Origin of the sequence: Curtobacterium sp. VKM Ac-2884 (assembly GCF_015350945.1) — a bacterium.
Taxonomy (GTDB): Bacteria; Actinomycetota; Actinomycetes; order Actinomycetales; family Microbacteriaceae; genus Curtobacterium.
Map to the genome: position 1 here is coordinate 1 of NZ_JADKSA010000008.1, position 23,096 is coordinate 23,096.

General features: G+C 71.2%; 24 protein-coding genes. 8 read left to right on the forward strand and 16 right to left on the reverse strand.

Translation table 11 applies throughout. The annotated features are described in order from the left end of the window. Nucleotides 1-255 precede the first annotated feature (255 nt). The 5 genes from ITJ60_RS17805 (at nucleotide 256) to ITJ60_RS17825 (ending at nucleotide 5,349) form a co-directional block, all read left to right on the forward strand. Nucleotides 256-2,652, forward strand: coding sequence for a phosphoketolase (locus ITJ60_RS17805; RefSeq protein ID WP_194648902.1), 2,397 nt, complete (start codon nucleotides 256-258; stop codon nucleotides 2,650-2,652). Nucleotides 2,653-2,745: 93 nt separating this feature from the next. Next, entirely contained in the window at nucleotides 2,746-3,096 is a 351-nt protein-coding gene (locus ITJ60_RS17810; protein ID WP_194648903.1) for a hypothetical protein, read from the forward strand. 229 nt (nucleotides 3,097-3,325) lie between these two features. Then, entirely contained in the window at nucleotides 3,326-4,009 is a 684-nt protein-coding gene (locus ITJ60_RS17815; RefSeq protein WP_194648904.1) for a fumarylacetoacetate hydrolase family protein, read from the forward strand. Between the two features lie 159 nt (nucleotides 4,010-4,168). Beyond that, nucleotides 4,169-5,161 carry a sugar phosphate isomerase/epimerase family protein gene (locus tag ITJ60_RS17820; RefSeq protein WP_194648905.1) on the forward strand — a complete coding sequence of 331 codons (993 nt, stop codon included), beginning with the start codon at nucleotides 4,169-4,171 and terminating at the stop codon, nucleotides 5,159-5,161. 11 nt (nucleotides 5,162-5,172) lie between these two features. Continuing rightward, nucleotides 5,173-5,349: a hypothetical protein gene (locus ITJ60_RS17825; RefSeq protein WP_165901280.1), complete on the forward strand. Its 177-nt coding sequence runs from the start codon at nucleotides 5,173-5,175 to the stop codon at nucleotides 5,347-5,349. A gap of 87 nt (nucleotides 5,350-5,436) precedes the next feature. Here the strand turns inward: ITJ60_RS17825 and ITJ60_RS17830 are convergent, their stop codons facing one another. The 6 genes from ITJ60_RS17830 to ITJ60_RS17855 all read right to left on the reverse strand — a co-directional run bounded on the left by ITJ60_RS17830 (nucleotide 5,437) and on the right by ITJ60_RS17855 (nucleotide 10,834). Continuing rightward, a complete protein-coding gene (locus tag ITJ60_RS17830) occupies nucleotides 5,437-5,766 on the reverse strand; it encodes a hypothetical protein (protein ID WP_194648906.1) in 330 nt (109 codons plus the stop codon). Further along, nucleotides 5,763-6,332 carry a hypothetical protein gene (locus tag ITJ60_RS17835; protein ID WP_194648907.1) on the reverse strand — a complete coding sequence of 190 codons (570 nt, stop codon included), beginning with the start codon at nucleotides 6,330-6,332 and terminating at the stop codon, nucleotides 5,763-5,765. Before ITJ60_RS17835 ends, ITJ60_RS17830 begins: the two co-directional genes overlap by 4 nt. After that, entirely contained in the window at nucleotides 6,329-6,859 is a 531-nt protein-coding gene (locus ITJ60_RS17840) for an RNA polymerase sigma factor (RefSeq protein WP_228510641.1), read from the reverse strand. Before ITJ60_RS17840 ends, ITJ60_RS17835 begins: the two co-directional genes overlap by 4 nt. Nucleotides 6,860-7,096: 237 nt before the next feature. Then, nucleotides 7,097-7,252: a hypothetical protein gene (locus ITJ60_RS17845; RefSeq protein ID WP_194648908.1), complete on the reverse strand. Its 156-nt coding sequence runs from the start codon at nucleotides 7,250-7,252 to the stop codon at nucleotides 7,097-7,099. A 178-nt stretch (nucleotides 7,253-7,430) separates the two neighbouring features. Beyond that, the gene (locus ITJ60_RS17850) at nucleotides 7,431-9,947 is read right to left on the reverse strand and encodes an ATP-dependent DNA ligase (protein WP_194648909.1); all 2,517 of its coding nucleotides are present in this window, start codon (nucleotides 9,945-9,947) and stop codon (nucleotides 7,431-7,433) included. After that, nucleotides 9,944-10,834 carry an SDR family oxidoreductase gene (locus ITJ60_RS17855; RefSeq protein ID WP_123294896.1) on the reverse strand — a complete coding sequence of 297 codons (891 nt, stop codon included), beginning with the start codon at nucleotides 10,832-10,834 and terminating at the stop codon, nucleotides 9,944-9,946. Before ITJ60_RS17855 ends, ITJ60_RS17850 begins: the two co-directional genes overlap by 4 nt. A gap of 106 nt (nucleotides 10,835-10,940) precedes the next feature. Between ITJ60_RS17855 and ITJ60_RS17860 the strand changes: the two genes are divergently transcribed. Both ITJ60_RS17860 and ITJ60_RS17865 read left to right on the forward strand, forming a co-directional pair. Further along, on the forward strand, nucleotides 10,941-11,963 hold the full coding sequence (locus ITJ60_RS17860; protein ID WP_194648910.1) for a Ku protein: 1,023 nt from the start codon (nucleotides 10,941-10,943) through the stop codon (nucleotides 11,961-11,963). A 46-nt stretch (nucleotides 11,964-12,009) separates the two neighbouring features. Then, nucleotides 12,010-12,618: an antibiotic biosynthesis monooxygenase gene (locus ITJ60_RS17865; protein WP_194648911.1), complete on the forward strand. Its 609-nt coding sequence runs from the start codon at nucleotides 12,010-12,012 to the stop codon at nucleotides 12,616-12,618. Nucleotides 12,619-12,621: 3 nt separating this feature from the next. Here the strand turns inward: ITJ60_RS17865 and ITJ60_RS17870 are convergent, their stop codons facing one another. From ITJ60_RS17870 to ITJ60_RS17885, 4 genes are read right to left on the reverse strand one after another with little or no spacing between them, the layout of a single operon-like run. Beyond that, on the reverse strand, nucleotides 12,622-13,563 hold the full coding sequence (locus ITJ60_RS17870; protein WP_194648912.1) for a Ppx/GppA phosphatase family protein: 942 nt from the start codon (nucleotides 13,561-13,563) through the stop codon (nucleotides 12,622-12,624). Between the two features lie 40 nt (nucleotides 13,564-13,603). After that, nucleotides 13,604-14,464, reverse strand: a complete 861-nt coding sequence (locus tag ITJ60_RS17875) for a ribokinase (RefSeq protein WP_194648913.1) — start codon at nucleotides 14,462-14,464, stop codon at nucleotides 13,604-13,606. After that, nucleotides 14,461-15,891, reverse strand: a complete 1,431-nt coding sequence (locus ITJ60_RS17880) for an MFS transporter (protein WP_123294886.1) — start codon at nucleotides 15,889-15,891, stop codon at nucleotides 14,461-14,463. Before ITJ60_RS17880 ends, ITJ60_RS17875 begins: the two co-directional genes overlap by 4 nt. Nucleotides 15,892-15,896: 5 nt before the next feature. After that, complete coding sequence (locus ITJ60_RS17885; protein ID WP_194648914.1) at nucleotides 15,897-16,895, reverse strand: nucleoside hydrolase; 999 nt, start codon at nucleotides 16,893-16,895, stop codon at nucleotides 15,897-15,899. A gap of 163 nt (nucleotides 16,896-17,058) precedes the next feature. Here ITJ60_RS17885 and ITJ60_RS17890 point away from each other — a divergent pair, with 163 nt between their 5' ends. After that, the gene (locus ITJ60_RS17890; RefSeq protein WP_323749214.1) at nucleotides 17,059-18,057 is read left to right on the forward strand and encodes a LacI family DNA-binding transcriptional regulator; all 999 of its coding nucleotides are present in this window, start codon (nucleotides 17,059-17,061) and stop codon (nucleotides 18,055-18,057) included. 253 nt (nucleotides 18,058-18,310) lie between these two features. Here ITJ60_RS17890 and ITJ60_RS17895 read toward each other — a convergent pair whose 3' ends face one another. Genes ITJ60_RS17895 through ITJ60_RS17920 form a run of 6 tightly spaced genes read right to left on the reverse strand, consistent with a single transcriptional unit; the run spans nucleotide 18,311 to nucleotide 23,074 of the window. Continuing rightward, a complete protein-coding gene (locus tag ITJ60_RS17895) occupies nucleotides 18,311-20,014 on the reverse strand; it encodes an MDR family MFS transporter (RefSeq protein ID WP_194648915.1) in 1,704 nt (567 codons plus the stop codon). Beyond that, nucleotides 20,011-20,631, reverse strand: coding sequence for a TetR/AcrR family transcriptional regulator (locus ITJ60_RS17900; RefSeq protein WP_323749215.1), 621 nt, complete (start codon nucleotides 20,629-20,631; stop codon nucleotides 20,011-20,013). Before ITJ60_RS17900 ends, ITJ60_RS17895 begins: the two co-directional genes overlap by 4 nt. A 50-nt stretch (nucleotides 20,632-20,681) precedes the next feature. Next, the gene (locus ITJ60_RS17905; RefSeq protein WP_307860909.1) at nucleotides 20,682-21,164 is read right to left on the reverse strand and encodes a GNAT family N-acetyltransferase; all 483 of its coding nucleotides are present in this window, start codon (nucleotides 21,162-21,164) and stop codon (nucleotides 20,682-20,684) included. A gap of 40 nt (nucleotides 21,165-21,204) precedes the next feature. Continuing rightward, nucleotides 21,205-21,894, reverse strand: a complete 690-nt coding sequence (locus ITJ60_RS17910) for an HAD family hydrolase (RefSeq protein WP_194648916.1) — start codon at nucleotides 21,892-21,894, stop codon at nucleotides 21,205-21,207. A gap of 55 nt (nucleotides 21,895-21,949) precedes the next feature. Then, nucleotides 21,950-22,591: an MBL fold metallo-hydrolase gene (locus ITJ60_RS17915; protein ID WP_194648917.1), complete on the reverse strand. Its 642-nt coding sequence runs from the start codon at nucleotides 22,589-22,591 to the stop codon at nucleotides 21,950-21,952. 57 nt (nucleotides 22,592-22,648) lie between these two features. Next, complete coding sequence (locus ITJ60_RS17920) at nucleotides 22,649-23,074, reverse strand: MarR family winged helix-turn-helix transcriptional regulator (protein WP_194648918.1); 426 nt, start codon at nucleotides 23,072-23,074, stop codon at nucleotides 22,649-22,651. Nucleotides 23,075-23,096: the final 22 nt, after the last annotated feature.

Sequence of the window (23,096 nt, forward strand, 5' to 3'; positions counted from 1 at the left end):
CGAGCACGAGGGCGCCGGTCGTGGCGAGGGTGATGGAGGTCTTCAGGCTCTTGCGCATGGTGATCTGTCCTTTGCTGTGTGGGCACCCCGGCCGACGGCCGACGTATGCTCCTGTGCGTACGCTGAACAACGGCCATGTCTGACCGGAGAGCGCCCTGGGCTTTTGCCCTGTGCAACTCATTCGGCGCACCCCCGCGATCGGTTTGGAACGGGTTTCCTGAGGTTCACGGGGCCGACGTTTCGTAGCGTGGGGACATGGCTCCTGCACAGCTCTCCACCACCGACCGACTCCGGGCGGTCGACGCCTGGTGGCGTGCCGCCAACTACCTGACGGTCGGGCAGATCTACCTGCTCGACAACCCGCTGTTGGGACGGCCGATCGAGCCTGACGACATCAAGCCACGGCTGCTCGGACACTGGGGCACCTCGCCCGCCCTCAACCTCGTGTACGCGCACTGCAACGCGCTGATCGCCGAGACCGGACGCGAGTTCCTCTACGTCTGCGGCCCGGGCCACGGCGGCCCCGCGATGAACGCGAACGCCTGGCTCGACGGCACGTGGGGCGAGCTGTACGCGGACGACGACCTGCAGCGCTTCTTCCGGCAGTTCTCGTTCCCCGGCGGGATCCCGTCGCACGCGGCTCCGGAGACGCCCGGGTCCATCAACGAGGGCGGCGAACTCGGCTACTCCCTCGCCCACGCGTACGGAGCGGCTCTGGACAACCCCGACCTGGTGGTGGCGTGCGTCGTCGGCGACGGCGAGGCGGAGACCGGCCCGCTCGCGGGTTCGTGGCAGGCGCACACCTTCCTCGACCCGGTGTCCGACGGCGCCGTGCTGCCGATCCTCAACCTCAACGGGTGGAAGATCGCGAACCCCACCGTCCTCGCCCGCATCCCCGGTGAGGACCTGACCGCCTACTTCCGTGGCCTCGGCTACGAGCCGATCGTGGTGGACTCGAAGCGGGTCGACGACGACCCGTACGCCGTGCACGCCCTGTTCGACGGCGCCCTGCGTCGAGCGCTCGCATCGATCGACGACATCCAGGCGGCAGCGCGGGCGCAGGCCGAACGTGCGGCTGCCGGGCAACCTGCCGGCGCCGCCGACCTGCGCCCGCGCTGGCCGATGATCATCCTCCGCAGTCCGAAGGGGTGGACCGGGCCGAAGGAGGTCGACGGCCAGCAGATCGAGGGGACGTTCCGTGCCCACCAGGTGCCGCTGTCCGAGGTCCGCGAGAACTCCGCACACCGCGCCCAGCTCGAGGAGTGGATGCGGTCCTACCGACCCGAAGACCTCTTCGACGCGGACGGGAACCCCGTCGGGATCATGACGACGATCCGTCCCACCGGCGACGACCGGATGAGCGCCACTCCCCACGCCAACGGCGGGCGCATCCGGACAGCCCTCGACCGACCAGCGCTCGACGCGTACGGGGTCCCGGCCGGCTCGACGGCCTCGGCCACCGGCACGCTCGGCCCGTGGCTCGCAGCGCTGATCACGAAGAACCCGTCGTCGTTCCGGCTCTTCGGCCCGGACGAGACGATCTCGAACAAGCTCGACGCCGTCTTCGACGTCACCTCGCGCGTGTGGCGTGCACAACGGGCGGTCGGCGACGAGCACCTCGCTGCCCGTGGACGCGTGACCGAGGTGCTGTCCGAGCACCTGCTGGAGGGCATGCTCGAGGGCTACGTCCTCTCCGGCCGGCACGGGCTCCTGAACACCTACGAGGCGTTCGCCCACATCATCGACTCGATGGTCGGGCAGTACGCCAAGTGGCTCGAGTCCTCGACCGACATCGACTGGCGTGCGCCCGTGTCGAACCTGTCGATCCTGCTGTCGTCGCACGTCTGGCGGCAGGACCACAACGGGTTCTCCCACCAGGACCCCGGGTTCCTCGACGTCGTCGCGTCCAAGCAGCAGGACCTGGTCCGGATCAAGCTCCCCGCCGACGCCAACACGCTGCTCGCCGTCGCGGCACACGCCTTCGAGACCACCGACCGCATCGAAGTGATCGTCGCCGGGAAGCACCCCGAGCCCGTCTTCCTGTCCCTCGAGGACGCCGTCGCCCACGCGGACGCCGGTCTCGGGGTCTGGGACTGGGCCGGCACCGAGCAGACCGTCGGTCGCGTCGACGTCGTCCTCGCCTGCGCCGGGGACGTCCCCACGGTCGAGGCGGTCGCCGCCGCGGACATCATCCGGCAGCACGCTCCCGGGGTCGGCGTCCGGGTCGTCAACGTCGTCGACCTGCTCGCCCTCGGCGACCCCCGGAAGCACGAGCACCCGATCCCCGACGAGCGGTACGACGAGCTCTTCCTGCCCGGGACCCCGACGGTGTTCGCGTTCCACGGGTACCCGTCGCTCGTGCACCAGCTGACCTACCGCCGCAACGGCCACGACGACCTGCACGTGCACGGGTTCCTGGAGCGGGGCACGACGACGTCGCCGTTCGACATGCTCATGCGGAACGAGATGGACCGCTTCGCGCTGGCGCACGACGCCCTGACGCGGGTCGACGCAGGCGCGCACGCCGAGTTGCTCGACCGGCTGTCCGCCGCACGGGACGCGGCCCGCGAGTACGCCTACTCGCGAGGCGAGGACCACCCGTCCGTCGACGGGTGGGAGTTCTCGGGGTGGCCGCAGGATCCGTCTGCCTGATCCCTCCTGCACAGGCCGGGAGGCCCGGATCACCGTCCACAGGACCGGTCACGCCCGCCGCGTGGCCGGTCCTGTGGCGTCAGGGTGGTCCACATGGATGTCGCGTCGACGAGTGCGGTCGTGTCGGTGGTCGGAGCCCTCGTGGCCGTCGGCGCGTTGGTCGTGTCGGTCGTCGACGGGCGGGCCGGACGGCGAAATACCGAGTTCTTGGGGCACCGGGATCTCTGGTGGCAGCGTTGGTCATGGGTCGCCGACCGCGCGACCTCGGATGACGAGGACAGGCGCGCGGCAGCTGCCGTGATGTCCGCGGCACTGGTGACCCGGAGCTGGACGACTGATGACGACACATGGACGTCCACGGCGCTCGCTGACTTCGAGGCAGCACGAGCGGAAGCCCGGAGACAACAGGAAGGAGTGCTCGCAGATGATCTCGACGCTGACTGATGAAGAGTTCAAACGATGGCTCGACAACCGCGAGATGACGACACCACGGCTCCTCGCGAGCCCTCACTACGGTCCGCTCATGCGCGCCAAGGGCGCCGAAGAAGAGCTCGCGCAGATGCGGATCGAGTGGCGCGAACGGCAGGAGCGCGCCCGCGCGCGGAAGCTCAAGTACGAGGCGTCCTTCGGTGAGAGCTGAACCGACGCCCTGCGAGCCTGCCACGCTGAGACCGTGACCGACCTCGTCATCCCGGCCCCGAGCCTCCCGACCGTCCCCACGACCACGGGCGCACGCTTCCCCGTCCGACGCGTCTTCTGCGTCGGTCGGAACTACGCGGCGCACGCACGCGAGATGGGTCACGACCCGGACCGCGAGCCGCCGTTCTTCTTCACCAAGCCGGCGGACGCCGTCGTCGTCGACGACGCGGACACCCCGTACCCGCCGCAGACGGCGCAGCTCGAGCACGAGGTCGAACTGGTCGTCGCGATCGGCACCGGCGGCGCGGACATCGTCGTCGACGACGCGCTCACCCACGTCTGGGGCTACGCGGTGGGCATCGACCTCACCCGACGCGATCTCCAGACCGAGGCCAAGCGCCTCGGTCGGCCCTGGGACACGGCGAAGGGGTTCGACGCCTCGGCACCCATCGGCGCGATCGTCCCGGCGCAGGGCATCGACCCGACGGCTGGTGTGATCGAGTTGGTCGTCGACGGCGAACGACGGCAGGTCGGTGACCTGGCGGCGCAGATCTGGTCGGTGGCAGAGACGATCGCGGCGCTGTCGCGGTCGGTGACGCTCGCCCCCGGGGACCTGCTCATGACGGGGACGCCCGAGGGGGTCGGTGCCCTGGAGCGCGGACAACTCGTCGTCGGGACGATCGCCGGCATCGGCACGGTCCGCACCCGCATCGTCTGACCGGCGTTTCCGCAGTGTGACGCGCCGCTGGGAGCGCTCGCAGACACGCCGGGTATCCCTGGTGCGACGCCAGGTGGGGATCGCGGCGTCGCACACACGGGGCAGGACCATCGCGACGGGCGTCTGCAGCTGCTCCGGGATGACGGAGGTACGGCCGTGATGGAACACGATCTGCTGGCGACGTCGTGGACGTGGGCGGGCGACGAGCCCATCCGCGAACGCGTCCACGCGGTCGGTGCCGCCGGGTTCGCCGGACTCTCGTTGTCACTCGACGACCTGCACGAGGTGCGTGCGACGACGGGCTTCGCCGAACTCCGCCGCATGCTCGACGGTGCGGGGATCGTCTGGGTGCAGCTGGGGCCGCTCGACCGCTGGTGGACGTGCACGAGCCGGACCGACGACGACGCCGCCGACCGCGGGGTGGTCCTCGAGGCCGCCGCGGCGCTCCGCGCCTGGCAGGTGATCGCTCGTGCCGACACGACGTTGCCCGGCGCTTCACCGCTCACGATGGCCGACGACTGGACCGTGCTGGCCGACCAGGCCGCGGCCGTCGGCGCGCAGCTCGTCCTCGAACCCGAGCCGTGGTCGAACCTGCCGACGATCGAACGGGCCTCGCGGTTCGTCGCGGCGGCGGGTCACCCGAACGGCGGGCTGCTGCTCGACGCGATGCACACCCTGCGGGGCGGGTCCACGTTGGCGTCGATCCGCCAAGCGGTCGCGCCCGCGACGCTCGCGGCGGTCGAACTGAGCGACGGGCTCCTGCACACCCCGGCCGGCATGACCCTGTCCGAAGAGGCGCGCGAGGCACGGTACCTGCCCGGAGCGGGCGCGTGGGACCTGCCGGGGCTCGTGCGCACCGTCCGTGAGCTCGGCTTCGACGAGCCGTGGGGCGTCGAGGTCCGGACCCCTGGCCACCGGGCGATGCCGATCGGCGACGCCCTGCGGACGGCCGCTGCGGCGACGCGCGCCGTGCTCGATGCGGCAGACGCGTACGGCGCACCGGCCGCGCCGGCGATGCCCTCGTCGCCGGCTCCGACCTCAGCGGTCGACTTCGAACCGCCCCACCCCCGGACCGATCAGCGGGGCGGGCTGTCCTCGGGATCGCACCGCCAGGCCGGACGCCGGGACGCCGACACAGGCACGCCCGCGTAGCCTCCTGGAGCATGAGCGACCAGACAGCACACGACGACGACCTCCTCCGCCGCTCGCAGGAGTCCATCGACGAGGCCAAGGCCGCTGCGGCCGAGGTGTCCGAGCCCGGCGAGGACGAGCTCGTCGACGAGGACCTCCCCGTCGCGGACGACGCCGAGCCGTCGGACGGACCGGCACCGGCCGCCTGACGCTCAACGCACCGGCCGCCTGAGGCCACCGCGCCGCCTGTGCCGGCTGCGCCGACTGGTTCGTCGGGGCATGCTCCGGTCGCGGCGTCAGTCGATCTCGACGACGCGGACCGTGACGTCGGAGGGTGCTGCCCCGAGGGAGTGGCGCGCTGCGGTCACGACGGCGTCACGCACGGCCCGGATGACCGTGATCGTCGGCACGGCCCGGTCGGTCGTGACGACCACGCGGATCCGCGCCCCGTCCGGACGGTCCTGCACGAGCACGGCCCCACCGTCGCGCGGGATCTCGAGCACGGAGCGGACGTCGCGGACGAGCGTGGCGAGTCCGGGTCCGGGCGGCAGGACCGACCGGACGCCCGGCACCGCGAGGACGACCGCGGTGAGTTCGCGGGAGAGCACCCGGACGTCCGCGGTCACGGTGTGCCCCCGACCACGACGTCGGCGACGCGGACGACGACGCTGCGGATCCGGAACGGTGCGTGCGCGCCGAGCACCGACGTGATGTGCGCCCGGAGCGCCTCGGCACGGTCCGACATCGATGCCTCGAGCGTGGCCACGATGGTGACGTCGACGTCCACGGCACCGCCGGGGACCCCGACGTCGCCGCTGAACCGGGTCCGCCGGACGACGACACCGGGTACGTCGTCACCGAGGGTGCGGACGAGTCCGCGCAGAGCCCCCTCGGTGACGACCAGGTGCGCGGCCGGATCGTCGTCGGGGACGGGGATGTCCCGTCCGGCGTGGGCGGTCGTCCGGATGGACGCGAGCACCGAGCTGATCCAGCGCTCGTCGCCGTCCACCGATGCCGCGGTGTCGAGCAGGTCCCGTGATGCCACCCGCAGGGCCTGCAGCCGCTCCAGTGCGGCGACGGCTTCGGGATCGCCCTCGATGTCCGCCCGGACCGGCGTCCGGTCGGCGTCGAGGTAGTCGGAGAGCTCGTCCAGCGTGAAGGCACCGTGACGGTCGTCGACGTCGTCGGTCATCGCCACCCCTCCATCTGTTCGAGCACGCGTCGCCGCGCACGTGCGAGCAGCCCGCGGACGGTCGGCGCGGGCAGCCCGGTCGCCTCGGCGATCTCGGCGTAGGGAGCCCCACCCACCTCGCGCATCACCCAGACGGCGCGCTGTGCATCCGGGAGTGCCTGCACGATACGCGCGAGTTCCCGCACCTGCATCCGGGTGGCGACCACCTCGTCGACGGGTCGTTCGTCCGGGGCGTCGACCATCGCTTCGAGGTCGGCGTGCGGGTGCCGCCTGCGGAGCCGGTCGAGGGCCTTGTTGGCCGCGATCCGGAAGAGCCAGTTGCGCACCCGCTCCGGGTCCTCGACCCGGTCGATGCGCTGCCAGGCCTGCAGTGCGGCTTCCTGGACGGCGTCGTCGGCCTCGCCGTCGCCGTACCCGAGGATCCGTGCTGCGTAGGCCCGCATGTGCGGTCCGTACCGACGGATCAGCACCCCGAACGCGGCCGTGTCGCCGTCGGCGCTGCGCTCGACGAGCGACGCGTCGGACAACGCCGCGAGGGCTTCGTCGCTGGACAGGGGCAGCTCCTCTTCGCGGATCTCGGGTTCTCGTGTGACGAATCGGGCGTTCGTCGCGTCTTGAGTACGTGCCTACCAGGTACGCCTCCGCGCGCCTGGATCGAGCGCGCCGTGGCCGGCCATCCCTGAAGGGTCGGTCACGGTGCTTCGACGGCGGCCCGTGCGCTCCCTGATCCGGTGCACGGGCCGTCTTCTCCCCCGATTCGGTCGCTACTCGTCGGTCTCGTCGGCGAGGAAGTCCGCGTAGGTCGCTTCGGTGTCGATCACCACAGCCCCCGGATCGACCGGGATCCGCGCGGCACGATCCCCGTTGATCGCGACGCGTTCCTCGGCCGTGTACGGCGGCAGGTACTTGCTCGAGCTCATCCCCAGGCCCTTTCGTCCCGGCGAACGTAACAGTCGGCGGCGGACCGGCGGCCGGACGGGTGGAAACGTCCCCCGCCCGAGTGCTGGACGGGGGACGGAATTTCGCCACGGGCGGACCCCATGCGCACGCATCAGCGCGTTCGCGAGCTGGCACCGGGCGGCCGGTCCGGCGAGCAGGTCAGTGCTCGCGCACCACGTCCTCGGGGTCCTTGTCCGGACGCCAGCCCCGCCAGGACGGCTGCCGCAGGCGCCCGTCACCGGTCCACTCGGCGAACTCGACCTCTCCCACCCGCTTCGGCGTCACCCAGTGCGCGTCCCGCGCGTCGATCCGCGGCACGTCGACGAACGGCGAGGTCTTCCGGTCGAGCGGTCGCAGCGCTGCGGCGATCTCGTCGAGGTCGCGGTCACGGAACCCGGTGCCGACCTTGCCGACGTACTCGAGTCCGTCCGGACCGGGCACGCCGAGCAACAACGAGCCGATCCCGCCCGCTCGACGACCACTGCCCGGCTTCCACCCACCGACCACGACTTCCTGCGTGGCGTGGTGCTTCAGCTTCAGCCAGGCTTCGGACCGCCGGCCCTCGGCGTACTTCGAACTGCGCTTCTTCGCGACGACCCCTTCGAGGCCCTGCTCCTGCGACGTCGCCATCACGCCGTCGAGGTCACCCTGCGAAGCCGGTGGCACGTCGATCGTTCCGCCGGACTCGACGACCGTCTCGAGCGCTTGCCGCCGGGCGTCGTACGCCAGGCGGGTGAGTTCGTGCCCGTCGGCCTCGAGCACGTCGAAGACCAGGAACCGCACGGGGGTCGTCTGCTGCGCCGCCCGCACCTCACGCGCCTTCGTCAGGCCCATCCGGTTCTGCAGGAGCTGGAAGCTCGGGCGCCCCCGGTCGTCGAACGCGACGATCTCGCCGTCGAAGACGCCGTCGACCCCGGCACGGTCGCCGAGTTCCTGGAGTTCCGGGTACTGCTCCGTCAGGTCGTTGTCGTTCCGGCTCCGCAGCGTGACCGAGCCGTCCCGGACGGTGGCGAGCGCACGGACGCCGTCCCACTTCATCTCGAACGCCCAGTCGGCCGGGTCCAGCCGGGGTGCGTCCTTCGCCAGGGTGGCCTGCATGGTCCGTCGGTCCCCCGGAGCGGTGTCCGCAGGGCTGGCTCCGCTGATGCGCCGCTGTCCGTCTCGGTGCGCAGCAGAAGGACGGGAGGCCCGCCCCGCGTCCGTCGCGCCGCCGGCGTCCGCCAGCCGGTCGGGTTGCTCCTTCGTGCGGTGGATGAGCCAGTTCTTCTCGTCGCCCGCTCCGCCCCGGCCGCGGGTGTGCAGGAGCGCCAGTCGGCGAGCGCCGCCGGTCCGACCGTGCAGGGTGACGATGACCTCTTCGCCCTCGCGCCACTTCTCGAGCTCGTACGTGCCGTCGTCCCAGAGCGTGACCGTGCCGCCGCCGTACTCGTCCTTCGGGATCGTGCCCTCGAACGCGCCGTACTCGAGCGGGTGGTCCTCGGTCTGCACGGCCAGGTGGTTCTTGCCCGGGTCGTTCGGTTCGCCCTTCGGCAGGGCCCAGCTCACGAGCACGCCGTCGTGCTCCAGCCGGAAGTCGTAGTGGTCGCGGGTGGCGTGGTGCTCCTGGATCACGAACGTCGGGGTGCCGTCCTTCCGGACCGTGGGGGCTCCTTCGGGCACCGGTTCCGGCGTCTTCGAGGCATCGCGCTTCGCGCGGTAGGCGGTGAGCCGGTCGCGAGCCGGCTGCTCGGCCTCGTTCGCACGCTCGGTCCGGTCGCTGTCCCAGTGACCGTGGTCGTCGCGTCCGACGGCCAGCGAGGCGGAGGCGACCGGGTGCAGGTGGTCCCCGTGCGCCTGCAGGCGTTCGAGGACCTCGTCCAACGTGAGCTGCGCGAGCCCGCGTTCCTCGAGCTCCTTCCAGGTGCGGGGTGCTGCGACCGTCGGCCGCTCGCGGCCGCGCAACGAGTACGGGGCGATGGTCGTCTTGTTGCCGTTGTTCTGCGACCAGTCGACGAACACCTTGCCCGTCCGCTCGGCCCGGCTCATCGACGACAGCACCAGGTCGGGCAGGTCGTGCTCGAGTGCCTTCGCGAGTTCGTGCGCGACGTCGGAGACGTTCGCCGTGGTCGACCGGCCGTCGAGGGCGGCGTAGAGGTGGATCCCCTTCGAACCGGAGGTCACCGGGTACGGGTCGAGCCCCATGCCGTGCAGGATCTCGCGTGCCGCGACCGCCACCTCGACGCACTCGGGCAGGCCGACGCCCTCGCCGGGGTCCAGGTCGAGCACGAGCCGGTCCGGGTTCTGCTGCCCACCGCGCGGGCCGAACCGCCACTGCGGCACGTGCAGCTCCAGTGCGGCCTGCTGCGCCATCCACACGAGGGTCGGCAGGTCGTCGACGATCGGGTACTCGTTGTCGTGCTCGGAGTGGTGGATGGTGTGGTGGCGGACCCAGTCCGGGGCGGAGTCCGGCAGGTTCTTCTCGAAGAAGACCTTCCCGTCGACGCCGTTCGCCCAACGCTTCCGGGTCACCGGGCGGTCCTTGACGTGCGGGATCATCCACGGCGCCACACGCTCGTAGTACTCGATCACGCGCCCCTTGGTCGTGCCGGTCTCCGGGTAGAGCACCTTGTCGGTGTTGGTGAGGGCCAGCCGACGGTCGCCGACCAGGACGACGGTCTTGCGGGCCGCCGGACTCACAGCGCCACCCCGGTCGCTCCCGCCACCGTCAGGGTCGTGCCCGAGGTGTACGACGACTCCGGCCCCGCCAGGTACACGTAGGCGCTGCCGAGCTCGACGGGCTGCGCCGGCCGGCCGAAGGGGGTGTCCTGGCCGTACCGTGCGATCTCGTCGCCCGGGTAGCTGATCGGCTGCAGTGGCGTCCACACCGGCCCGGGCACCACGGTGTTCGCCCGGATGCCCTTCGCCGCGAGCTGCCGCGCGAGGCCGTTGGTGTACGTGGTGATCGCGGCCTTCGTCGCCGCGTAGTCGATCATGCGGTCCTGCGGCTGGTACGCGGACACCGAGCTCGTCGTCACGATCGCGCTGCCCGGCGCCATGTGCGGCACGGCTGCCCGGACCAGCCAGAACAGCGAGTAGAGGTTGACCTTCATCGTGCGGTCGAAGTCCTCGGTCGACTGCTCGGTCACGTCCTCGTGCACCAGCTGGTGTCCGGCGACCAGGACGAGGGCGTCCAGCCCGCCGAGGTCGCGCACCGCCGTCCGGACGAGTTCGTCGCAGAAGCCCTCGTCCGTCAGGTCACCGGGCAGCATCACGGCGTTGCGACCGAGGTCGGCGATGACGTCACGGACCTCGGTCAGGTCGTCGATCTCCTCGGGCAGGGAGTTCAGTGCGACGTCGGCCCCTTCCTTCGCCATCGCGATCGCCGCGGCCCGGCCGATGCCGGAGTCCGCGCCCGTGACGAGCACGCGGTACCCCCGCATGCGCCCCGTGCCGAGGTAGGAGACCTCACCGTGGTCGGGCGGCGGGTCCATCGCACTCGCCAGCCCGGACCCCTGCTGCGTCTGCGCGGGGAACGGCGGTCTGGCGAACTGCGAGCGCGGGTCCTGCTTGTCGAGCTGGCTCATGCGCCCATCGTGCTCGCGTCGACCGGTCGACGGTCCAGCGAACCCGGATCTGTGGAGAACCCGTCGGCTGCGGGCACTCCCGTGCGGACACGGGCATCATGTGCGCATGAGGTCGATCTGGAAGGGTTCCATCGCGTTCGGGCTCGTCAACGTGCCCATCAAGGTGTACGCGGCCACCGAGACCCACGACGTGTCCCTGCACCAGGTCCACGACGAGGACAAGGGCCGCATCCGCTACAAGCGCGTCTGCGAGTTCGGCCACGAGGTCGAGTACGCCGACATCCAGCGTGCCTACGACGACGGCGACAAGACCGTGGTGCTGACCGCGGACGACTTCAAGCAGCTCCCTGAGGAGCAGTCGCACGAGGTCGAGGTGCTCGAGTTCGTGCCCGTCGAGCAGGTCGACCCGATGATGTTCGAGAAGACGTACTACCTCGAGCCGGACTCGCGCTCGCCGAAGGCCTACGTGCTGCTGCGCGAGACCCTGGCGAAGACCGACCGGCTCGCGATCGTGCAGTTCACGCTGCGCCAGAAGACCCGGCTCGGGGTGCTGCGCGTGCACGACGACGTCATCCTGCTGCAGGGGCTGCTCTGGGGCGACGAGGTCCGAGCCGCCGACTTCACGGCGCTGGACTCGTCGGTGAAGGTCAGCGCGAACGAGCTGAAGATGTCGTCGTCGCTCGTCGAGAGCATGTCGACGGACTTCGATCCCGACCGCTACACCGACTCCTACCAAGAGGAACTGCAGCAGCTCATCGACGCCAAGCTCGACGCCGGTGACGACATCGACACCGAGAAGACGTTCGGCGCGAAGGACGACGAGGACGACGAGGACGAGGGCGGTGACGTCCTCGACCTGATGGCCGCCCTGCGTGCGTCCGTGGACAAGAAGCGGACAGGAGGCTCGGGGTCGCGTTCGTCGTCCAGCTCGCGTTCGTCGTTGGGTGCCGACTCGAGCACGCCCGGCTCGACGAAGAAGGCGACGGCCCGGAAGGCCCCGGCGAAGCAGGCGACCACCGAGAAGGCCCCCGCGAAGAAGGCTCCGGCGAAGAAGGCACCCGCGAAGAAGGCGCCCGCGAAGAAGCCCGCAGCCAAGAAGGCGCCCGCCGAGAAGAAGCAGGCGAGCTAGGACCGTCCGACACGAGCCGGTAACACGCGTCCGCGAGACTGGACCCATGACTCCACAAGAGCCTGGGAGCCTGCAGTCGTCACCCGAGACCGCCGGCCCGCCCGTCACCGTGTCCATCACCCGCCTGGTCGAACCCGACCGCATCCCCGAGGTCACCCACTGGGTGCAGTCCGGCGTGAACCTCGCCAACCGGTACCCGGGGTTCCTCGGCTCCGGGTGGGTGCGCTCCCGGGCGCAGTCCCGTGAGTGGCACATGCTCTACCGCTTCGCCGACCACGACTCGCTCGCCACGTGGGAGAACTCCGACGACCGCCTGCGCTGGCTCGACCTCGGCCGCGACCTGGTCGTGGAGTCCCGCGTCGAGAAGCGCACCGGGATCGAGGGCTGGTTCGACGTCCCGCAGGACGCCCCGGCCTCGAGCGCTCCCCCGCGGTGGAAGCAGGCGGTGAGCATCTGGCTCGGCTTCTTCCCGGTGAACCTGGCGTTCACGTACTTGATGGCGTGGCTCGTCCCAGCGTTCGCACACGTCGCGATCCTGCCCCGTGTGCTGGTCACGACCCTCGTCCTCACGCCGATCATGACGTTCTGGGTGCTGCCCTTCGTGACGAAGCTGATCCGTCCGTGGCTGCTGGCGCCGCCGAGGCAGCACCCGTAGACGCTACGGCGTCCCCAGCACCGACAGCTGGTCGAGCCGCTCGAGGATCACGCCCTCGCGGAGCGCCCACGGGCAGATCTCCAGCGCGGGCAGGTCGAAGATGTCGAGGCAGGCCTCGGCGACGAGCGCACCCGGAACCACCTGGTGCGCGCGGCTCGCCGACACCCCGGGCAGCGTCGCGAGTTCGTCGACCGACATCGTCAGCAGCGCGGGCAGCTTCGACCGGAGCACGTCGCCGTCGAGCGCCCGCGGCACGAGCGGACCGGCACCCGAGGGCGCCGCCCCGCAGATCCGCGCGATCGACCGGAAGGTCTTCGAGGTCGCCACGGCACGGTCCGGACGCCCGGCGCGGAGCAGCTTGCCGGCGTCGCGGGCGATCTCGACCCGGATCTCGTGCCGGATGCGGCGGACGTCGTCCTCCGTCGGGGTGCCGGCGGCGAAGTACGAGCGGGCGAGCCGTGCGGCACCGATCGGCATCGACCACGCGACGTCCGGCGCCTCGTCGGCTCCCCCGGCGATCTCGAGTGACCCACCGCCGATGTCGAACACCGCGAGGCGTCCGGCGGACCACCCGAACCACCGCCGGACGGCCAGGAACGTCAGTCGCGCTTCGTCGCCGCCGGACAGGACGGCCAGCTCGACGCCGGTCGAGGCCTCGACGTGGGCGAGCACCTCGTCGGAGTTCACCGCGTCGCGCACGGCCGAGGTCGCGAAGGCGAGCATGTCCTCGCAGCCGCGTTCCTCGGCGACGCGGACGGCGTCCGCGACGAACCGCGTCAGCGCGTCGACGCCATCGGGCGTCACCGCGCCGGCGTCGTCGAGGTGCTCGGCCAGTCGGAGCGGCTGCTTGAACGAGGACGCCGGCAGCGGCGCGGCACCGCCGTGGGCGTCCACGACGAGCAGGTGGCCGGTGTTGGACCCGATGTCGAGGACTCCCACGCGCATGCCACAACGCTAGCGGCCGGGGAACGTCTGGAGGCCCGACTCACGCCCGCAGGAACGCCTCGAGTTCCGCCGTGGTCGGGTACGAGGCCTGCGCGCCCGCCTTGGTCGCGGCGTACGCCCCGACCCCCACCGCGAAGCGTGCGGCGTCGACGAGGGAGTCCCCCGCCGCCAGCCGCAGTGCCACCGAACCCATGAAGGCGTCGCCGCAGCCCGTGGTGTCCACCGGCTCGACCCGGACGGCGTCGATCGACACCGGGTCCGCGTCGCCGTCGTGCACGACGCAACCCGAGCCGCCGCGGGTGACGATCGAGCGCGTGACACCGTGCTCGCCGAGCGATGCGGCCTCGTGCTCGTTGACGAGCAACACGTCGGTCAGCTCGAGCAGCTCGGCGGGGACGGCCCCGAAGGGCGACAGGTTCGTCAGCACCGTGACTCCGGCGGCCTGCGCTGCCCGGGCTGCGGCGAGGACGACGTCGATCGAGACCTCGAGGCAGAGGCCGAGCACGCCGGCGTCGTCGAAGGCGTCGGCGGGCACGTCGTCCGGCGTCAGCGTGCCGTTGGCGCCTGCGGAGATCACGATGGTGTTCTCCCCCGCGGCGTCCACGGTGATGACTGCGGTGCCGGTGGCCACGCCCTCCCGGACGGCGACGTGCGTGGTGTCCGCACCCGCAGCCGCGACGGAGTCGCGGAGCAACGCACCGTTCCCGTCGTCGCCGACCGCACCGATCATGCGGACCGTGCCCCCGAGCCTCCCGGCAGCCACCGCCTGGTTGGCGGACTTGCCACCCGGCAGGATCGCCAGGTCGGACCCGTGCAGGGTCTCACCGGGCTTCGGGAACCGCTCGGTCCGGACCACCAGGTCCGCGTTGAGCGATCCGACGATCACGATGGTCTGGGTCAACGGACGGTCTCCTTCTGCGGCGCGACGGACGTGGTCTCGGCGCTCTCCGGGCGGGGGATGAGGAACGAGATCGCGAGCGCGGCGGTCGTGATCACGGCACCGAGCAGCATGCCACCCGAGTACCCGGCGGTGCCCGCGGACCCGCCGACCCCGAGCGCGATCTGCAGCGCCGGCAGGACGGCGAAGCTGACCCCGGCGCCGAGGTTGAACGCACCGGCGTTCAGGCCCGGCAGGAAGCCGGGGTTCGACTCCGGCGAGAGCACGATGCCCAGGCCGTTCAGGATGATGTTCGCGATGCCCGCGTACGTGATGCCGATCAGGACGGTCGCGGTGACCAGGACCGGCAGCGAGTGCACGCCCACCAGTGCCATCAGGACCGTCGAGACGATGCTGCCGATCAGGCCGAAGCGGAGCACGGCGCGGTAGCCGATGGTCGGCGCGAGGCGTCCGGCGAACGGACCGACGATCCAGCCGACCAGCGCGTACGGGGTGAGGAACACCAGCGAGGCGAGGTCGGGTTCCATGCCGAACCCGGCGTCGCCGTTCTGCGCGAGCGACGTGACCAGGCCGTTGACGACCGCGAAGACGCCCGTCATGGTCAGGAACGTCGTCGCGAGGAGCGCCCACGTGGCACGACGCTTGAGGAACCGGGTCTCGACGAGCGGCTCCTTCACGCGGGACTCGACCGCCCAGAAGACCGCGAAGGCGGCGAGCGCGACGACGACACCACCGATCACCAGTGCCGGGTTGGCAGCACCGAGCTTGCCGGCCTCGTTGAACGCGGTGAGCAGCGCCCCGACCGAGACGACGAGCGGCACGACGCCGATCCAGTCCATCCGGGTGCCGGCCGAGGGCTTCGACTCGACGCCCCACACGGCGACGAGCGCCAGCGCGATGACGGTGACGACGGCGATGACCCAGAAGATCCCGCGGAACCCGAAGTTCGTGGCGATCCAGCCACCGGCCAGCGCGTCCACGCCGGCGATGCCGCCGTTCACGGCGGTGAGCAGACCGAGCGCGGCGCCGTAGCGCTTCGGGTCGGCGATCTCGTTGCGCAGGACGAGCAGGCAGATCGGGACGACCGGGCCGGTGACGCCCTGGATGATCCGGCCGGCGAACAGCATCGGCACGTTCACCGCGAGCGCGGCGACGATGCTGCCGACGAGCATCACGGCGAGCATGCCGATCAGGACGCGCTTGCGGCCGACGATGTCGGACAAGCGCGGCAGGAACAGCGAGAACAGTGCCGCGAGCGTGAAGTACAGGGTCTGCGAGAGCCCGATCGTGGCGTCGTCGGTCTTGAGCTCGCGCGCCATGGTGACCAGCGCAGGGCTGAGCATGCTCGCGTTGAGCTGGAACGCGATGCACGCTGCGAGGAGCGCCGCGGTGAGGGCGCCGATCGACTTCTTCGTCGATGTGGTGGTCATGGTTCTCAGATCTCCGTCGAGGTGGCGTTGGTGGTGGCGGCGCGCGGGGTCCAGCCGGTGTCAGGGGTCTCGCTGATGCGCTCGAGGGCGTCGACGACCAGGTCCCAGAACCGTTCGTGGTCGAGCTCCATGGCGGCGCTCGTCCGGCAGTCCTCCGGCGCGGGCGCACGGAAGTCGGCGACGGTCATGCCCAGCGTCAGGGTGCCCTGGGTCTCGATGTGGATCGGGACCTTCACGGCGCGGACGATGGTCGGGTCGATGACGTAGGCGACGGCGCAGGGGTCGTGCACCGGCGGGGAGTCGAAGCCCTGCGCGTCCTTGTAGGTCTGGCCGAAGAAGTCGAGCAGCTCGCCGACGAACGCGGCCGGGGCGGTGCCGACGGCGGCGATGCGTGCGGCGACCTCCGGGGTGGCGAGGGCCTGGTGCGTCAGGTCGAGTCCGACCATGACGACGTCCCAGCCGGCGTCGAAGACGATCGAGGCGGCCTCGGGGTCGATGACGATGTTGAACTCGGCGACGGGGCTCCAGTTGCCGACGTGCACGCCGCCGCCCATGAGCACGACCTGCTTGACGCGCTCGACGACGCGGGGTTCCTTGCGGGCCGCGAGGGCGATGTTCGTCAACCCACCGGTCGGCACGAGCGTGACCGTGCCGGGCTCGTGCGCCATGACGGTCTCGATGATCAGGTCAACGGCGTGCCGCTGGTCGAGCTCGAACGAGGGCTCGGGCAGCATCGGTCCGTCGAGGCCGCTCTCGCCGTGGATGTCCGGGGCGACCTCGATCTGGCGCAGCAGCGGCCGGTCGGCACCCGCGGCGAACGGCACCCCGGTGATGCCGGCGATGCGCGCGACGGCGAGGGCGTTGCGGGTGACCTTCGGCAGCGTCTGGTTGCCGACGACGGTGGTGACGGCCAGGAGCTCGATGTCCGGGTTGCCGTGGGCCAGCAGGATGGCGACGGCGTCGTCGTGGCCGGGGTCGCAGTCGAGGATGATCTTCGAGGGCACGCTGGGCGCTCCACTTCTTCGGGGAATCGAGGGGTCTGTGCTCGACGCGGTGGGGATCCGCGGTCCGACAGAGCGTCGTCGCGCAGCGCGTCAAGCGTTTGACATCGAAACACGTCAAGCGTTTGACGTCAAGTCGTCGAGGCGTCCTCGGTAGCATCGACCCGTGCCTTCATCCGTCGCCCCGGGCCGCCGTGTGACCGCTGCCATGGTGGCCGAACGCGCCGGCACGAGCATCGCCACGGTCTCCCTGGTCGTCAACGGCAAGGACCGCGGCCGGGTGTCCGCCCCCATCGCCACGCGGGTGCGCGACGCCGTCGACGAGCTCGGTTACGTCGTCGACCACGCCGCGAGCTCGCTGGCACGCGGGAGCGGCGACCTGGTCGTCCTCATCGCCCCCGACCTGTCGAACCCCTTCTTCGCCGAGGTCATCCGCGGCGTGCGCGACACCATCGGCGACCGGTTCCAGCTCGTGTTGTCGGTCACCGAGCGCGGCGCGCAGCCCCTGGCAGCCGACGTCCGCCGTTTCGAACGCCTCCGGCCGGCGGGCATCCTCGTCGACGCCCCGGCCGCCGGCGAGTCGATGTCGGCGAGCGTGCCCGTGGTCCTCCTCGACGCCCCGGGTGGCACCGAGGCCGTCAACTACGACCTCTCCCCCGGCGTCCACGACCTCGTCGCGCACCTGCACGAACAGGGGCACCGTCGCGTCGGGTACCTCGACGGGACCTCGCGAGCGACGACGTTCGGGGTGCGGCGCGAGCTCTTCGAGCAGGAGTGCGCCGCCGCCGGCATCACCGTGTCCGAGGTCACCGCCCGCGCCGATCTGACCGTGGACGCTGCGGCCTCGGCCACCGAGCACGTCATCGAGGCCTGGCAGGACGACGACGTCACCGCGGTCGTCGCCGCGGCGGACACGCTCGCCTACGGCGTCCTGCGCGTCGCCGGGTCGCTGGGCATCGCGGTCCCCGGGGAGCTCGCGGTCGCCGGCTTCGACGACCTGCCGTCGTCCTCGGTCACGGCACCCGCGTTGACGAGCGTCGCCCTGCCCGGCGCCGACCTCGGGCGCGCGGCCGCCGAGCGACTGCTCGCGACGCTCGACGGCACCGCGGCCGAGCCGGCAGCGCTCCCCACCCGCCTGGTGCGCCGCGCGAGCACCGGCGCGTAGCGCCCGCCCGCCCGCCCGCCGCGAGACTCGGCGGCGGCGCGGCGAGACTCGGCTTGGACGACAGTTCTCGCGCCGACGAGCACGAATAATGTCGCTGAGCCCGAGACTCGGGGCCGGCCGCGGCAGTGAGCGCGACCGGACGACGGACGGGAGGCGCGGCACCAGCTGGCACCGCGCCTCCCGTCAGCACGCCGTCGTCTCCACAGCGCGCCCCGCGATCCGCAGGACGCCGCGGGATCCGGCGGCGTCTCGCTCAGTCGGAGGTGTCCCGGCGGGACGCCGGCGTCTCACCACCCGACGACACGGACTCCGACGACCCGGACTCCGCCCGGCCCTCGCGCTGCGCACGCTCGAGCTCGTCGGCCTCGTCGCCACCGACGGCCTCGCCACGGGCGACCATGCCGGCCGTGTCGGAGAGCGTGATCTGCGGCAGGAACAGGGCGAGCAGGAACGCCACCGCGATGAAGGGCAGCAGGTACCAGAACACGGGCGCCAGCGAGTCGGCGTACGCGTTCACGATGCCGTCCTGCACCGCCTCGGGCAGCTTCGCCACGGTCGCCGGGTCGATGCTGCCCGCCGACGACGCCGCATCGGTCGCCGAGCCGCCGGCACCGGTGAACACGTCGGTGAGCGACGTCGTGAGCCGGGCCGTGAACAGCGCACCGAACACGGCGGTCCCGAGGGAGGCGCCGACCTCGCGGAAGTAGTTGTTCGTCGAGGTCGCGGTGCCCACCTGTTCGGCCGGCACGGCGTTCTGCGCGACCAGGACGACCACCTGCATGATCAGTCCGAGCCCGGCGCCGAAGACGAACAGGTACGCGCAGATCAGCCAGATCGGGGTGGCCGCGGCGAGCTGGGTCATCGCGAGCATCGCGATGGCGACCAGGACCGTGCCGATGATCGGGAACATCCGGTAGCGGCCGGTCTTGGTGATCAGGTTGCCGGACGCGATCGAGGTCCCGATCAGGCCGACCATCATCGGCAGCATCAGCAGACCCGACACCGCGGCCGAGGTGCCAGATGCCATCTGCAGGAACGTCGGGACGAATCCGATCGCGGCGAACATGCCGATGCCGAGCACCAGGCCGATGCCGGTCGCGAGCAGGAAGGTGCGGTTCTTGAAGAACGACAGCGGGAGGACCGGGTCCTGCGCACGCGACTCGACGAGCACGAGGAGCGCGGCGGAGACGACGAGCCCGGCGAACCAGGCCCAGGTCTCGGGGGCATCCCAGCCGTGGTCCTTGCTGCCGCCGAACTCCGAGAAGAACACCAGGCAGGTGGTCGCGGCGGACATGAAGAGCACGCCGAGCACGTCGATGCGCTTCGTCGCCTTCTTGTTCGGCAGGGTCAGCGCGAACCACGCCACGAAGAACGCCGCGATGCCGACCGGGATGTTGATGTAGAACGCCCAGTTCCACGTGAGGTGGTCGACGAAGAAGCCACCGAGGAGCGGGCCGCCGATCGCGGACAGGCCGAAGATCGCACCGAGCGGGCCGAGGTACTTGCCGCGCTGCGAGGCGGGCACGATGTCGGCGATGATCGCCTGCGACAGGATCATCAGACCGCCACCGCCGAGTCCCTGCATCGCGCGGAACACGACGAGCTGCGTGAAGTCCCCGGCGAAGGCGCACCCGGCCGACGCGATGGTGAACAGGGCGATCGCGATGAGGAACAGGTTGCGGCGGCCGAGGACGTCACCGAACTTGCCGTAGACGGGCATCACGATGGTCGAGGCGAGCAGGTACCCGGTCGTCAGCCACGCCTGGTGCGCGACGCCGCCGAGTTCGCCGACGATGGTGGGCATCGCCGTCGAGACGATGGTCTGGTCGAGGCTGGAGAGCAGCATCCCCGCGATGAGCGCGGAGAAGATGATCCAGATCCGGCGCTGTGTCAGCAGCAGCGGTCCGTCGGTGCCGGGGCGGGCACGCTTGGTGGTGCCCGGCGCGGTTGCGCTCATGGTGTGGAGTCCTGTCCGGTGGTGATGGCCGCCCTCATCAGGCGGAGGTTCTGGGTGAGCAGCTCGTCGAACGGCGGGCCGGTGGCCTCGTCGAAGGCGTCGTCGAAGTAGGTCTCGGCGGTGACCTTCGCCAGTGCCGCCGCTGCCTCGGTAACGAGGCGCGCACGGCGGTCGGACGGGTTCCTCCAGCCGAACCGCTGTCGCAGCGCCGCGGTGATCCGCGCGAGCTGCACGTCGGTGGCGGACAGGAACCGCGCGACGAGCGCCGGTTCCCGCTCGAAGACCCGGCGCACCAGGGCCTCGTCCGACCGGTCGATGCCGTAGCGGCGGAGCTGGTCGATCGCCAACGCGATGATCGAGTCGAGCGGATCGAGGTCGGTCGGGACGACGCCGCCCGCGGCGTACTCGTCGATCGCCTCGACGTCGGCGTGCAGCTCGATGCCGAGCACGGCGTCGTCCTTCGACGCGAAGTGGTTGAAGAACGTGCGCCGTGACACCCCGACGATCTCGCAGAGCTGCTCGATCGTGAAGCCGCTCAACCCGTGCTCGACCGTCGCCCGACGCGCTTCGACGATCATGCGTCGGCGCAGCGCGCGGGTGCGTTCGGTGGTGTTCACCGAGCAAGAATTGCACTATCTGGCTGAGAGTGCAATACGGTTCGGAACGCTCAGAGCGCTTTCTCGAAGCAGAACGACCACGGCATCGTCGCCGCGTACGGCGCGTAGACCGGGATCGGGCTCCACCCGGTCTTCTCGTACAGGGCGACCGCGTCGGGCTGCTTGTCACCGGTCTGCAGGATCAGCCGTGGCGCGCCGAGCTCGCGGCCGATGCGCTCGCACTCGTCGAGCAGTGCGGTGGCGGCACCCTTGCCACGGGCGGACGTCAGCACGATCAGCCGCTTCAGCTCGACCTCGTCGCCGAGCCGCCGGATCGCGATGTGCCCGACGGCGTCGCCGGACTCGTCGAGGGCGAGGACCGAGGCGACGACGGTCGACGGGTCGACGGACAGCGCGCGGCTGCGTTCGGCCGTGATCGCCGGGTCCTCGTCGCCGTTCGACGAGCCGTAGCGTTCGTGCATCTCGTCGTCCATGCGGGCACGGAGCAGCACGGATCGGGGGTCGTCCCAGGACACGCGTTCGATCGTGATCACGGTCGACGATCCTGTCACGGATGCCGGCGGCGGTGCACGCTCACGCGCGCCCACCCAGTGCCGCGATCGCGCCGTCCCCGGACCGCAGCGCGGCGAGCAGGGCAGCGGCGTCGTCGTGGACCTCGGCAGCGCCGGCGCCGCGGAGTTCGTCGCCGCCGATGCCGCCGGTCATCACCGCGACGCACGTCACCCCGACGCGTCCGGCCGATTCGACGTCCCACATCGCATCACCGACCATGACGACAGCGTCCGCACGCACACCGGCCCGGTCGAGCGCCACCTGGATGATCCCGGGGTCCGGCTTCGCCTGTTCGACGTCCTCGGAGCTCGTCACCGCGGTGAGCCACTCCTCGGCGTCGAGCAGTTCACGCAGCCGCATCAGTTCGTGCTCCGGCGCACTCGTCGCCAGGACGACGGCGTGCCCGGCCTCGGCGACCGCACGGAGCAGGTCACGGGCGCCCGGCAGCAGCCGCAGCTGCGGCATGTGCTCGGCGAAGTAGGCGGTGTGGAACTGCTTGACGGTGTCGCGCGTCTCGTCCGACGCGTCCGGCAGCAGCGTCTCGAGCAGCTTCGCGGAGTCCATGCCGATCGCGCGGTGGATCCGCCAGGCGTCGACGGACTCACCCGCTGCGCGGGCAGCGCGCCACCAGGCGTCGATGTGGGCGTAGTTCGAGTCGACGAGCGTGCCGTCGATGTCGAAGAGGACTGCGGTCGAGGGAGCGTCGGACATCCCTCCATGCTGCCCGGGAGGCGCGGATCGCCTCCCAGGAGCACGGTCGCGTCCGTCAGACGGTGATCGATTCCCCCGCGGGCAGGATCAGGACCGGCACCGGTCCGAGACCGTCCGAGCCGAGGAACCGCGCGGTGGACTGCTGGCCGAGGTCGCTCAGCATCGCCTCGTGGATCTGCACGGCACGCTCCGGCGCCACCGACCGGACGTAGTCGACCGCGGCGGCGGTGCTCGTCCACGGACCGCTGGTCGGCAGGAGCAGCGTCTGCACGGGGACACCCGGCTCGAGGTACGCGTCGCCCGGGTGGAAGACGGCACCGTTGACCAGGTAGCCGACGTTCGCGATCGTCGGGATGTCGCGGTGGATGACCGCGTGCTCCTCGCCGAAGGCCTGCACCGAGAACGGCCCGACCTCGAACGCGTCACCGGCACGGACCGCAGCGACGCGGCCGTCGTGGTCACCCAGCTGCTCGACGATCGCCGCCGGCCCGCGGACCACGAGCGACGGGTTCGTGTCGAGCCCGGCACGGACGGCGTCGACGTCGAAGTGGTCGGCGTGCTCGTGGGTGATGAGGACCGCGGCGGCAGCGCCGGCAAGATCAGCAGCCTCGGGCGTGAAGGCACCCGGGTCGATGACGAGGGTGGTGCCGTCCTGCTCGAGGACGACGGTGGCGTGGGTGTACTTCGTCAGCTCCATGCCGACAACACTACAACTGTGTTGTACTTCTGGTGGCCGATCCGGGTGAGGGAGCACTCAGTCGGCGCGCCGGGCCAACCGTTCGAAGATGCCGGGCAGGCGTTCGAGGGCCGCGCGTTCCTCGTCGTCGAGTTCCTCGCGGATCGCCGTGGCCAACCAGTCGGCCCGCGCGAGCATGTCCCGGCGGAGGACCTCACTGCCGGTGTCGGAGATGCGGATGACCGACACGCGACGGTCGGTGTCCGACGCCGTCCGCTCGACGTACCCGAGGTCGGCGAGCTCCCCCACCGTGCGCGACTGCCCCTGGTGCTTCACCGCCCGGCGACGTGCCAGCTCGGCGATCGGCATCGGCCCCTCGCGCTCGAGGAACCCGAGGGTCGTCGCGTGGGCGGTCGGCAGCGAGTCCGCCTCCCGCTTCGCAGCACGCACGACGCGACCGATCGCGTGCCGGAGCTCCACGGCGAGTTCGTCGGTCCGGTCCATGCCCGGAACGCTACCGCGTGGC

Coding starts and splice junctions, on each gene's coding strand:
- ITJ60_RS17895 (WP_194648915.1), bottom strand. CDS start 20,014: ATGAGCGCAACCGCGCCGGGCACCACCAAGCGTGCCCGCCCCGGCACC.
- ITJ60_RS17810 (WP_194648903.1), top strand. CDS start 2,746: ATGGATGTCGCGTCGACGAGTGCGGTCGTGTCGGTGGTCGGAGCCCTC.
- ITJ60_RS17915 (WP_194648917.1), bottom strand. CDS start 22,591: ATGGAGCTGACGAAGTACACCCACGCCACCGTCGTCCTCGAGCAGGAC.
- ITJ60_RS17860 (WP_194648910.1), top strand. CDS start 10,941: ATGAGGTCGATCTGGAAGGGTTCCATCGCGTTCGGGCTCGTCAACGTG.
- ITJ60_RS17855 (WP_123294896.1), bottom strand. CDS start 10,834: ATGAGCCAGCTCGACAAGCAGGACCCGCGCTCGCAGTTCGCCAGACCG.
- ITJ60_RS17820 (WP_194648905.1), top strand. CDS start 4,169: ATGGAACACGATCTGCTGGCGACGTCGTGGACGTGGGCGGGCGACGAG.
- ITJ60_RS17825 (WP_165901280.1), top strand. CDS start 5,173: ATGAGCGACCAGACAGCACACGACGACGACCTCCTCCGCCGCTCGCAG.
- ITJ60_RS17865 (WP_194648911.1), top strand. CDS start 12,010: ATGACTCCACAAGAGCCTGGGAGCCTGCAGTCGTCACCCGAGACCGCC.
- ITJ60_RS17910 (WP_194648916.1), bottom strand. CDS start 21,894: ATGTCCGACGCTCCCTCGACCGCAGTCCTCTTCGACATCGACGGCACG.
- ITJ60_RS17870 (WP_194648912.1), bottom strand. CDS start 13,563: ATGCGCGTGGGAGTCCTCGACATCGGGTCCAACACCGGCCACCTGCTC.
- ITJ60_RS17920 (WP_194648918.1), bottom strand. CDS start 23,074: ATGGACCGGACCGACGAACTCGCCGTGGAGCTCCGGCACGCGATCGGT.
- ITJ60_RS17835 (WP_194648907.1), bottom strand. CDS start 6,332: ATGACCGACGACGTCGACGACCGTCACGGTGCCTTCACGCTGGACGAG.
- ITJ60_RS17845 (WP_194648908.1), bottom strand. CDS start 7,252: ATGAGCTCGAGCAAGTACCTGCCGCCGTACACGGCCGAGGAACGCGTC.
- ITJ60_RS17880 (WP_123294886.1), bottom strand. CDS start 15,891: ATGACCACCACATCGACGAAGAAGTCGATCGGCGCCCTCACCGCGGCG.
- ITJ60_RS17805 (WP_194648902.1), top strand. CDS start 256: ATGGCTCCTGCACAGCTCTCCACCACCGACCGACTCCGGGCGGTCGAC.